Origin of the sequence: Flavivirga sp. 57AJ16 (assembly GCF_028736925.1) — a bacterium.
Lineage (GTDB): Bacteria > Bacteroidota > Bacteroidia > Flavobacteriales > Flavobacteriaceae > Flavivirga.
Genome location: NZ_JAQZAT010000012.1, coordinates 24844 through 36581 on the forward strand (window position 1 = coordinate 24844; position 11738 = coordinate 36581).

Here is an 11738-nt window from a genome sequence, read left to right on the forward strand (position 1 = left end):
ATTCTTTAGTTATGTTTTGATGCAGCGATCATTGCCATGTTTCTTGAGTGCATTTCTTCTTTTTCATTCTTTTCAATTTCTGCAATTCGGTTAGTGATCATCATATTATGATTATTAACTTTAGTTGGTATATGAAATAGATCAATTATACACCAAACCCCCAATCCTCCCAATGTAATCCAATACAAAAATTGTAATCCCCACTTTCCCAAATAAGCGTAGTGACAACCTATAAAGAACCAACATAGGTAGGCTGTTCCAGTCGATTTGATTTTTGATAATAAATAATGTTTGTTCATTTTATCTTAATTAACTTTAAAATATTCTTGAATATCTTTTTTTAACATACTTATTTATGTAGCTATTTAGTCCTTGCCCATTTTTTGCCAAAGATTTCATGTTTTCAATATGGTCAACACCTGCACTATCATAAGTATACTCATATGATACGTTTGTGGAAAAAGTTATTGTTATTTTATCTGCGCCAATCTCATACGAAGCAATACCTGAATCACCTCCTAAGTTTTTATACCAAGTCATATCTATAATTTTAAAGTTTAACAATCCAAACTTAAACCCCTTAAAACACAAAACCTTACGGAAATCCGTAAGGCTTGATTAATCCTTTAAAATCTAATTATATTTATTATTGTAATCCTATTTTTTTAGCCAATTGGATTTCAATTGCTTTCCATTTTTTATAGTTAGCTTCATCATTAGCTTGCAAATAAGCTGCTGCAACAAGTCCAGCTTGAACATAAGCATCCGTGTCAGAGCCATTCTTTTTTGCTATTTCATATTATTTTTCAGAATCTATTGCAACTTGATTTTCAATTCTATCAAGTTCGTTTTGGGCTAGTTTTTCAAGACCTCCTCCGAAATAAAAACTAATAGATATAATGATCATAATAATACTTAGGACAATTTTAAGTGATTTTTTCATGATTTAGAACATTTAATTCAACCTTTGTATCCATTACGTTTGGCATTAGCAATGCAATCTGATTTATTCTTATACCCTTCAGTGGAAGCTCCTACTGTTTTCCCATTTGGAGCTGTTCTTTTCCATCTCCACTCTTTTTTAGAATCTTGGTAAATTTCCCATTTGTCATTCATAATTTTACTTTTTAATGATTAATAATCCTATAAAACTAAATCTAAAGAGAGCAACATCCTTACGGTAATCCACAAAGCATAAAAAACAAAAAGCACGTTAAAAACGTGCTTTTAAATTCGCCCTCAATAACTGTCAATAACACAAAATCATCAATAGCATTGTAAAACTATGGTTTGTTAAGTTTAATTTTTTGAGGAAAGCCATAATGGTGGGATATCATGTTAAATAAGCCCTAAATCTTTTACAATGGCCACTAAATGGATGGCATTATTGGCTTTAAATTGATCTTTTAATTTGTTGAGTCGCTTTTCAACAGAGCTTAAACTACTTGGAGACATGTTATTTTGTTCTAAATATGCACTGATTTCTGCTTGAGACAATCCATTGGAAAGTTGCTTGACCAGTTCGACATCATAATCGTTAATTTCTAAATCCAATTTCGAACTTAATGCATTTTTTACCTGTGGAGATAAAAATTGTATTTTATTGTATACAGCTTTGATGGCCTGGGATAGCTCTAAAGATCCTTTTCTATCCTTGCAAACATAGGCATTAACCCGATGCTTAGTGATCAGGGTTCTAACTTTTTGAAAGAGACTATTCATAGAGTACACAATAATTGGCAACTCAGGAGCTTCGGTTCTTAAGACATCGATTAGAGCTTCACCTGAAAGGATTTTGCATTCCCGATGATCTTTTTTAAAGGACAAATCTGTTATTAATAAATCAAAAGGTTCTTGATCAAATATGGCTCTTTTAAATTTTAAATGCGCATCGTCACAATATTGTGAGTATACTATATTAACAATGTTATTAGCTTTTAAAACATTTAAAACACCACTATTAATATCGTCATGATCATCAACTATTAAAACCTTCTTGAACATTTTTATATAGATATTTTCACTTTAAAGCCCTTTTTGTTTATTTCAGAATCAAAAATAATAGTTCCACCAATAGATTTTATACGGTTTTCCACATTCTGTAGGCCAGTACTTTTTTTAATGGATCCTCCAATGCCGTTATCTGTATACGTAATGTGTATTTTGCCCCAGGTCTGATTAAAATTGAAGGCAACCAAGGAAGCCTGACTATGTTTTTTCATATTTACCAATAATTCCTGGAGCACTCGATAGAGTGTTGTTTTTTTATTGCTTTCAATGGTGTTCCAATTAACTTTTGAAATATTTTTGGCAATGACATTGATATCGTCATTTTTAAAGCTTAGGAATAAATCCCTTAATAAACCCTCGTAACTTTCCTCTACATCAATAGCGCTATTTTCTTTGGAAATGTCTCTAGTCCTAATATAAATATCTTCCAAATCCTTTAAAACACCTTTTTTGATACTTGAGGTTTGTAGTTTAGAAATAACATTATATACATCGTTAGCTACTTCATCATGTACTTTTTTGGAGATACGTGTTTCGGTGATATAAACCTGTTGTCTCTTTTCTTTTTGATGCCTTTGATTTAATATATAAAACAAGAATATTGAAACTACTGTGATAAGCAATCCAATGGACTGATATGTAATTCTTTTTGACCTCTCTTGTTCTTTTTGTAACTTATTTTGAGTTGCTATTTTCTCTTGTTTTAAATAATTGAATTTTATGAATGCATATTTGTTGTCGGCTATTTGTTTCGCATGGGATATACTATCTTTTATTCTTTTATACTCAAGTACTTTACTGTTATTGTTCAGTGTTACAAGATTTGAAAGCGCATCTTCAATATATGAAGCACTCTTAATAGATTTTGCAACCTTGTATGCTTTATTGGCATAGTCTAATGCCTTTATGGTGTCTTTTTGATCTCTGTAGTATTCAGATAAATATTTGTAACTTGAATATGTGCCCGGGATGTCTTCTATGCTAATTCTTATTTCCAGGGCTTTAAACAGCTTGTCTAAAGCATTTTTTCTTTTCAATTTAAATTGAACATAACCAAGGTTGTCCAAAGCCCTGGCAATTTGTATGGTATCGCCTAAGGGAAGACTATTTTCATATATCGTTTTGAGCTCTTTTTCTGCAAGAGCAAAGTGAGATTGATCTATGTATATTAAAGCTTTATTGTTTTTAATAATATTTATGTTTGCTTTAGAATGAGCAAATTTTAAAGCTTCATTATAGTATTTTAAGGCAGTGTCGTAATCCAATAATTCTTTATTAATTCTTCCTAATTGATTATACAATCCTACTTTATTTTCATTGTCGGGTTTATTGTTCTTGAGCAGGTCTAACAAACCTAAAGCACTCACTACGCTAGTCTCACTACCATAATAATCTCCAAGTTTAAATTGAATGATTGCTATTTGCCTTAAATGATTGATAGTAGACAACGTATCTTTTAATAAGAGACTTTCTTCTTTTTGCTTATTAAAGAATAAATAGGCTTCGGCTAAACTCGAAGGGGTCTTTGGTGTATTTGCTAAATTATAATAATACCTTAGACTGTCTTTTTGGTATGGGCGTGTATTAGACATGCTAAAACTGTAACAGCAAAACAGAAAAAAGAGGAATGATAACCCTTGGTATTTCATTCCTCTAAAATAACAACTATTTTTCAGTTATTTAGCCATCTTTTTTATGGACCGGGTGGCGGTGGTGGAATATCACCTCCATTGCCACAACAATCTGCGGGTTCTTCAATTGCTTCTGGGTTTTCTCCATCCGTGTTGGTTTGCGGTGAGCAAGAAAACAGTCCCAAATTGAGAAAAACCGTAAACATAATTAAATATATTTTTTTCATTTTGTACATTGTTTAAAATTTTACAATAGTGTTGCTTTCCGAACTTTATCGGATGCGAGGTTGCATTGGGCAACACATGATTAATTCAGAAGAGACGTCTCTCTATTTGGGAAGTATGGAGAACAAGAGTAAAGAGACGCAATTACTTCCCAGAGATCACCCAACTCTACTTTGTTTCACCTGCTATTAGAATTAAAATTCGTAAACCTTATTACGCCTAAGGCGTTTATTAATTCTGAAGCAAATAACATGAGATTTAAAAGGAAACCGTGGAAAAAGAACGGAAGTGTTTTGGAAAGTTTTTAGAAAATAGTTTCCATGTTTTTTCTTGACATATTAGTTGAATTCAATACACCTTTAAACCAACCATAAGATGCATAAAAAACTAATAATCAAAGCATTTGATAAGGCAAGAGCAGAAAGGAAAAAGATTGGAGAAAAAAATCCATCGACAATTCATATCGCTGAAGACTTATCGGAATACATTCATGAAAATGAAAAATTTAAATTAGGAGAAAGAAGTTTTCGTGATTATAAGAACGAAGCAGAAAATTTAATCGACAAAAATGAAGATATTAATATAAAGCAGCTCAAAGTGATCATTGGGTTATGCAAATATTTAGGATTTGACAGGTATGAGGATTTTGAATCAAGAAATAAATCAAAAACAAAAAAGCTATGTGCTTTCTTTAAGAAGAACCGTTACATTCTTTCTACAATTGCCATAATATCCATCATTTTATTGATAATTATGTCAATGAATAGACAGTGTTGGATGGTTTGGGAAAAGGATCGCTATGTTGAAGTAAAATTTGACACCCAAAAATATAGCTTAGGACAGATGAAGCTTTACAATGAAGACCGGATAAAGTATTTTAAAAAAATAGATGCAGATTGCAATACAGAATTTTTTGGACCTCATAGGGAAGTTAAAATTTGGTACGGAAAAAACAGTAAAAAAGAACTGGAGTTTTTTACCTCTGTAGGCCTTCATCCAGAAACAGGAAAAACATTAGATCCTATTACGGTTTATATGATAAGAAAGTATATCTGTGAAGACTATTAAATCTTAATAAAATAACATTGATAAGAGACTATTTGATTTTTATGAGGTTTATTTTGTAAATATAGAATGATACTTTTCTGGACACCTTAACCTTTTTTTAAACTATAAGAAGTTTAGCCTTTTTATTTTATCCCTCTTAAATGAAGGTACTTTGTGCTAACTCCATTAGATATTAAAAACAAGTATTATATTTGATTAATTGTTAACATCTAACAAATAACCTCTTTTTTCTTATGAAAAAAAAGTCAGGATTTAAACCTACCAAAAAGTCTTTAGGCATATCTAAATCTATTGCTAAAAAGCTTCATCTTGATTTTAACGAAGAAGAAGTAGACTATTTAGCAAAGAATCTCCAAAAAATATATTACGATGAAATTATAGAAAAGTTACAGTTAAATATCCCTAAAACTAATTTTGAACATGGCTCTATTCGAAAAATCAATGCTAAAGTAACACCCAACAAACATGGTTCTGGTGATATTTATTTTGATGACCAACTTGAGTTCTGGTTGTTTAATATGAGTTTTATAAATACACTGGCTAGTTTTAAAGAGGTTGGGAAAAAAGATCTTTTAAAAGTTTTGTCATCCACTTTAGATATTTTTAGAACACCTCATCTTTTCGAATTCGAAAGAGAATTAATGCTCCCTTTGGAAGATGAATATGCAGATGTTTTAAGTTTTTCCCATGATTTAAATAAAGCCATGAGTGTATTTGTTATTTGTCATGAAATAGCTCATTTAACTTCAAATCATTTAACCGATAAAAAACTAACATGGCACGAAAAAGAATTTGAGGCAGACTCTATAGGGTTCGATTATTTTAAAAAAGTCATCATGCATCCTGACAAATCAAAATATATTTCTTTACAAAGCATGTTTCTTTGTGCTCCAATTATTTTTTTTAACTACTTAAGTATTGAAGAAAGGTATTCAACTAAAACAAGAGGCTCTATACCTAACAGAGAAACACACCCAAATCCACTTGAACGAGCCAAAAGAATGGCAAATTATTTTAAAGCAACTAGTAACGACCATGATATCAATGTCTTAAACGTCCTTCTTGGTGGAATAGACAACTTATTAGAACTACTTTCTTTATCGAAAAACACTAAACCATAATCTTCTGGGAAACTTTAGTAGATTACAATAAATAAAAATGCCTCCTTTAAATAACAAAGAAATAAATGCCATTTTTAAAGAAAAGCTCTTCTACCTTGGAGAAGAGTTTAATTTAAGTCTGCTTTCCGGGTTTGTAAAAACACTCTATCAAATACCTATTGAATACGCGACACAAGCACTTTCATTAGCTAAAACACAACAAGATGTAAATAAAAAACCAATCAAGTTAAACTATTCAATTAAGTATTTAATAAACGAACCTTTCAATGCTGGAACTTGTAATCGAGATGGTGCAAGCTTCATTTTTATTAATAGCTCCGTGCCCTACCTACTCTTTAAAGCTTGTATTTCCTATGCGGAGTTATGTGATATAAAAAAATCAACTATAAAGGAAAAAAAATTAAAGTTGTTAGCAACTAAAAAAATTAAATTAACTCAAAAATTGGATTATTCGTTAGCCAATCCCGAGTCAATAGAGCGTTTATTTCAAAAGCTATTAAAAGACTCAGCCCATATTAATAAGCTTGTATTCCAATATGCCTTATTTCTTTATGAGATAGCTATTAGGTTTTTAACAATGCATGAATGTATGCATGTTATATTAGGCCATACTGGTTATGTTAAACAAAAATTTAATTTAGATGATTATCTTGAGTTTTCTGAAGAAAGAGAACACAAAATACCACTTAGCACTTCTCAAGCGTTAGAGTTTATGGCCGATAGGAATACATGTAGAGGCATTTTGGTACAAACGCTTCAAGGAAATTCAATCTACAATGTATATAGCTCAAAATTAAAATCTTCAAAATTAAGCCGTGAAATGCTTATCTCTAGATCTGTAACAAATGCTTTAAGTATTATATTACATATTTTCCCAGGAAAATTGATTGAAAATATGTCGGAAACCCTAATTAAAACACACCCACATCCTTTTATTAGAATGCAATGGATGATAACAGAAATGAGCTATGAGGTTGGAGACGAAAATAGTTTTAACCATTATTTTCTGAAACCATTTGCTCTCAATATTGCTACATTCAAGGATAACTTCGAAATTAAATACCCTTGGACTTTATTATCGGACAAAGATTTAAAAGAAGGAAGTTATAGAAATTTATTTAGCTATACATCGTATAAAAAAATAATTATAACTTCTAAACAAGTACAAAAGGAAACTCAACCATTTAAATTGATCTATTAAACCCCATTGTAACTCATTATATCAAGACACTTTTTTAATCTCAATAATAGCTCCAGAATCATTAATTATAACCCTATCTGGTTTTTCAATTATTAATAACTTTTTCTCCTTAATATTTTCTTCTAATTTTATGTTATTAATAATAGCCTTAGAAAGATCGGACATACTTGTTGAAGTCCCTTCCATCAACCAAAAGTAAGACAAGTTTGAATCGAAAAAATTTAAAGGATCATCTTTAACCTCTAATTTTTCTATTATCCTACAGGTATTTTCATTTAACTGAATAATGTCTGTAATTTTATTATATTTTTTTAAAATTTCACTCGATTCGGAATTTAACGAAATAATGAATTTATGGCTTGAAACGACGGTCGAGGGTTTCGACTTCGGTATATTTGAAGTATTGAGTGAGCTTGGTATAGCTGTTTTTGTAAAATCATAACGGTCTTCTTTTAAATCTTTACAATAAGCATATTTTTTAAAAAAAGCGTTCTTTCTCCTATTAATGTTTTTTTTAAATCCCACAAATTCTGGGTCATGCTTACTTTTAACAGAGCGATTCAAAAAATCTAAAGCCGGGTTTTCAAAAATAAATCCCAGCAAAATATTAAGCGATTTTAATGAAAAGTTAGTAGGCCTTTCTTCATATTTCAAAAACTCCCACATGGTTCGACCACTCATGGGTAAGGAATTTTGTTTTACAAAATCTTGACACTCTTTTTCGGTAGGTCTTTCTTTTTCTTTAAATGAGCCTGTATTCTTAATCTTATCTATCATATAAAAAATATATAAGATTTCATCTTTTGAGTAATGATACTTTCTCATAATAAAATACTGATAATCAATATGTTAATAGTTGTTTTTGAAATTCAATGAAACGATATGAAAGCTCATTGAAATTCACCATTTTCAGGCATTTTTCTACACTATTTTTGGTATAAGCTTTTCCGAAAAGGCCTATTTCTCGGTAAAGCTACGGTCTTGCAAGACACATTGTTTAACGCCTATTTTTTAACATTCTAGATGTTAAATATAGGGCAAATAAAGTGTCATATGAAAAATATATTTCATGTAATTGCTCTTTGTTTTATTGTTTTGGTTTCTGTAACTTCCTGCAACCCAGAAAGTATTTCAGATACTAAAAAAGAGCAAGTTCAGGCAAATGATGAGGGTAACACACAACCTAGGTTGCCCGAACCAGAACCTAATCCTTGAAACAGGATTTAGATTAGACCCTTACTAGAATTTAACTAGTTGAACACATAATGAAACCGGTTTTTAGTGCCTGTCTTTTGACAGGCACTTTTTTATTTATAGGTATCATGTGCAATATCTAATCTTATCACAAACAACTCAACTTATCAATTTTTATTCCTGCAATTTTTTCTTACTTTTAAAATATTAAGCATATACATATAAACCTCAAGTAAAAAGCAAAACAACTAATAAGTAAACTTACTCACAATTCTATACATTACAAATGAAAACGTATTTAAAATTTTTAACATTACTATTAATAATTTCAGTAACAACAACATCTTGTCTCTCTTGCACATCAGAAACCATTAATGATGATGAGCAAATCCAAGCAAATAATGAGGGGAATACGGAACCTCAAATACCAGAGCCTGAACCTAATCCTTAATAGAATTCACTAGTCAAATATATTATAAAACCCGCATTGAGTGTCAATATTTTAATAGCCCTTTTTTATCTAAAAAGAAACTCAAGATAAAACTCAGTTCCTCCGTCATCTAATTTATTAAAAACACAACTACCTTTTAATAATTGTGTTCGTTGCTTTATATTAATTATTCCAATTCCTGTAGCATTTGAAACGTCAAAACCTATTCCGTTGTCTTTAATTTTTAAATGAAATTTATTTAACTTATCTACTTTCATTGTAATGATTACAGATGTAGCTTTAGCATGTTTTACAATATTATTAAGGATTTCTAACAAAATACCATAAAAATTAGATTGTTTCTCAATAGGAAGATTATCTAATACAGTGGGGATTTCGGTTTTTAAATTTATAAAAATGTCATTATAAAGCTGAAACTCCGATAGACGGGAAATAATAATCTCAGATAGTTTGTGTTCTTTAATCTTATCATCCAAAGGCGACAACCTATGGGAAATAAGTCTTATTTGTTTGTTTATTTCAGTAATCCCATTAGAGATTTCGGTCTCTAACTGCTGTCTATCCTTTGAAAGGGACAGTGCTTTTATTTTTAATCCTATTCCCGAAATATTTGAAGCAATAATATCATGAAGATCCTTACTAATACTACTTTTAATAGTTTCTTGACCTTCATAAATAGCTTGAAGACGTTCGTATTTTTGTTGTTGCTTTAATGATTTCTGTTTTTGTTTTAAAAGTAAATAGGCCACCATTAAAAGTAAGGCCAACAGCCCTAAACATATTAAAAAGATATGATTCTTTCTAATTTCATTTCCCTGTTTGTTAATCAAGATATGATTCTCTTTATTTTCTAAAGATAATTTAAGGTTCTCATTCCGTTTTTTTTCACTTTCATATTTTTCTTGTAATTCTTGAATAACCTCAATTTGTTTATTACTAAATATGGATTGGTATAATTCACTATACTCCTTTTGGTGTCGATACGCTGCTTTATAATCTCCAATTTTAGAATAATAACAAGATTTTACATAATGATTTCGATAAACCACTTCGGGAGGTGCCTGAGTCTTTTTTATTAATGTATTAGAAAAACGTAACTGCTTGTTAGCGTTTTCCAAATCATTCAATTCTGTATTCAGTAACACCAACTCATTTAATGTATAAATTGCAGACAGGGTATCTTTTAAATGCAACTCTATATTAAGGGCCTCGTTATATGTCTTTTTGGCTGAAAATCTATTACCTAGTTTATGGTACGAAACTCCTAAATTATGTAAGGTTTTAGCATTAAATATTGTACCCGAATTTTCTAAAGAAAGAACTTTTTTGTAATAATATATAGCAGAGTCATGATTCTTTTCCGTTTTATGGGCAATAGCTATATTATTATAGCTATTACAAATGCCTAAAGTATCTTTTAGTTTTTTCTTTAACCTTAATGAATGAAAATAATAGTAAAAAGCTCTTTCCGTATTCCCTAAATCGTCCTGAATTAGGGCAATAAGATCGGATGTTGATGCTAGCTTTTTAAGATTATCGGTTTTTTGAAAACCATTATGAGCTATTAATGCGTATTCTAAAGCTTTTTTATGCTGCTGTAAATTTCTATATATCAATCCTGCACTTAAAAAGACATTAAAGGCTTTTGGGGAGTCTTCTAATCCTTTATATATTTTAATGGCCTTATCAAGATAAAACAAGGTACTGTCTACCTCTCCGTTCTTTCTTTTGGTTAATGAAATATTATAATATAAATCGGCACCAAGTGAGCTTATAGAGTCATATCTTAATCCTTTTTTATAGAAATTTTCAGATTTTGAATAGTCTTTCCGCTTCCATTCAAGAACCCCTAATTTCCTGTATACTAATGCTGTTGAATCATCCTTTTTTATATTAAAGGAACTATTTAATGCTTCATGGTATTTCTTCTCTGCCAGATCATAATGCTTATTTTTACTAAGACTATCAGCTTCAAATATCAAAGCTTTTAAGGATTCTAATTTATCGTTCTGCCCTACAATATTCAAACTGCAAACAAAACTTAGTAGCAATAGTGCTTTTTTAAAAACAGAATTAAGCATACAGTTATTCTTACCTAAAACTTCAAATGTACTAAAAATGAGGTATCTAAAAAACATTTTGCCATGTCTCATGGAAAAGAGATTTCTCCGGCAAGATTTTCTCTGTTACCATTTATATACCTCATATATTTTGTAATTAATTCTACTGAATTTTTAACTTTAAATTTTTTCATTAAGTTAAAAATATGCTTTTCAACTGTTTTAGGGCTTATATTTAATTTAAATGCTATTTCTTTTTGAACCAGACCATCCATTAATAACAGGATGACTTCTCCCTCTCTTTTAGAGATTTTTAGCCATTGTTCTATTTCTAATATCTCTGAAATATTACGATCAACATATTTCTCATTATTAATAACTTGTTCTATAGCAAAAAACATGTCCTCTGCTCCTAGTTGTTTATCCAAATAAGCATCTACTTTACACTCATTAAAAAGTTTTTCATATATATAAATTCTAGCATGTTGCGTTAAAACAATAATTTTTATGTCACTGTAAAGCTCCTTAATCTTTTTTGCTATTATAAACCCATCATAATCACTAGTCTCAAAATTTAAGTCTAAAAAGATAACATCAATGGAGGCAGCAATCAAAATATCTAGGGTATCATTAAAATTATGAGCTAGGTAGACCTTATTTATAGACGCATGTTGTTCTAAAATCAATCTTAATCCTTCCGAAAAAATAACGGAGTCTTCAACTATTAAAACCTTAAGATTTTTCATTAATAAACTATATGTAATTCTATTAAACCCT

14 protein-coding genes are annotated in these 11738 nt (G+C 30.0%); 4 read left to right on the forward strand and 10 right to left on the reverse strand.

Features of this window, described 5'->3' with window-relative positions; genetic code table 11:
• Positions 1 to 5: 5 nt before the first annotated feature.
• From PQO00_RS13960 to PQO00_RS13990, 7 genes are all read right to left on the reverse strand, one after another.
• Positions 6 to 299: a TM2 domain-containing protein gene (locus PQO00_RS13960; RefSeq protein ID WP_274185464.1), complete on the reverse strand. Its 294-nt coding sequence runs from the start codon at positions 297 to 299 to the stop codon at positions 6 to 8.
• Between the two features lie 16 nt (positions 300 to 315).
• Positions 316 to 540: a hypothetical protein gene (locus PQO00_RS13965; protein WP_274185465.1), complete on the reverse strand. Its 225-nt coding sequence runs from the start codon at positions 538 to 540 to the stop codon at positions 316 to 318.
• 259 nt (positions 541 to 799) lie between these two features.
• Entirely contained in the window at positions 800 to 943 is a 144-nt protein-coding gene (locus PQO00_RS13970) for a hypothetical protein (protein WP_274185466.1), read from the reverse strand.
• Positions 944 to 960: 17 nt separating this feature from the next.
• On the reverse strand, positions 961 to 1116 hold the full coding sequence (locus PQO00_RS13975) for a DUF1508 domain-containing protein (RefSeq protein WP_274185467.1): 156 nt from the start codon (positions 1114 to 1116) through the stop codon (positions 961 to 963).
• A 222-nt stretch (positions 1117 to 1338) separates the two neighbouring features.
• Positions 1339 to 2004, reverse strand: coding sequence for a response regulator (locus PQO00_RS13980; RefSeq protein ID WP_274185468.1), 666 nt, complete (start codon positions 2002 to 2004; stop codon positions 1339 to 1341).
• 2 nt (positions 2005 to 2006) lie between these two features.
• Positions 2007 to 3602, reverse strand: coding sequence for an ATP-binding protein (locus PQO00_RS13985; RefSeq protein ID WP_274185469.1), 1596 nt, complete (start codon positions 3600 to 3602; stop codon positions 2007 to 2009).
• A 101-nt stretch (positions 3603 to 3703) separates the two neighbouring features.
• Entirely contained in the window at positions 3704 to 3868 is a 165-nt protein-coding gene (locus PQO00_RS13990) for a hypothetical protein (protein WP_274185470.1), read from the reverse strand.
• 373 nt (positions 3869 to 4241) lie between these two features.
• Between PQO00_RS13990 and PQO00_RS13995 the strand changes: the two genes are divergently transcribed.
• From PQO00_RS13995 to PQO00_RS14005, 3 genes are all read left to right on the forward strand, one after another.
• The gene (locus PQO00_RS13995) at positions 4242 to 4934 is read left to right on the forward strand and encodes a hypothetical protein (RefSeq protein ID WP_274185471.1); all 693 of its coding nucleotides are present in this window, start codon (positions 4242 to 4244) and stop codon (positions 4932 to 4934) included.
• A gap of 233 nt (positions 4935 to 5167) precedes the next feature.
• On the forward strand, positions 5168 to 6055 hold the full coding sequence (locus PQO00_RS14000; protein WP_274185472.1) for a hypothetical protein: 888 nt from the start codon (positions 5168 to 5170) through the stop codon (positions 6053 to 6055).
• A 37-nt stretch (positions 6056 to 6092) separates the two neighbouring features.
• A complete protein-coding gene (locus tag PQO00_RS14005) occupies positions 6093 to 7256 on the forward strand; it encodes a hypothetical protein (protein WP_274185473.1) in 1164 nt (387 codons plus the stop codon).
• A 21-nt stretch (positions 7257 to 7277) separates the two neighbouring features.
• On the opposite strand, the gene PQO00_RS14010 is transcribed toward PQO00_RS14005, so the two are convergent.
• Positions 7278 to 8033 (reverse strand): hypothetical protein, encoded by a 756-nt coding sequence (locus PQO00_RS14010; protein ID WP_274185474.1) that lies wholly within the window; start codon positions 8031 to 8033, stop codon positions 7278 to 7280.
• Positions 8034 to 8309: 276 nt separating this feature from the next.
• Here PQO00_RS14010 and PQO00_RS14015 point away from each other — a divergent pair, with 276 nt between their 5' ends.
• Entirely contained in the window at positions 8310 to 8471 is a 162-nt protein-coding gene (locus tag PQO00_RS14015) for a hypothetical protein (RefSeq protein ID WP_274185475.1), read from the forward strand.
• A 495-nt stretch (positions 8472 to 8966) separates the two neighbouring features.
• Here the strand turns inward: PQO00_RS14015 and PQO00_RS14020 are convergent, their stop codons facing one another.
• Together PQO00_RS14020 and PQO00_RS14025 are read right to left on the reverse strand one after the other, a co-directional pair.
• Complete coding sequence (locus PQO00_RS14020; RefSeq protein WP_274185476.1) at positions 8967 to 11054, reverse strand: tetratricopeptide repeat-containing sensor histidine kinase; 2088 nt, start codon at positions 11052 to 11054, stop codon at positions 8967 to 8969.
• Positions 11051 to 11707 (reverse strand): response regulator transcription factor, encoded by a 657-nt coding sequence (locus PQO00_RS14025; protein ID WP_274185477.1) that lies wholly within the window; start codon positions 11705 to 11707, stop codon positions 11051 to 11053. The genes PQO00_RS14020 and PQO00_RS14025 overlap by 4 nt, the downstream gene beginning before the upstream one ends.
• Between the last annotated feature and the right edge of the window lie 31 nt (positions 11708 to 11738).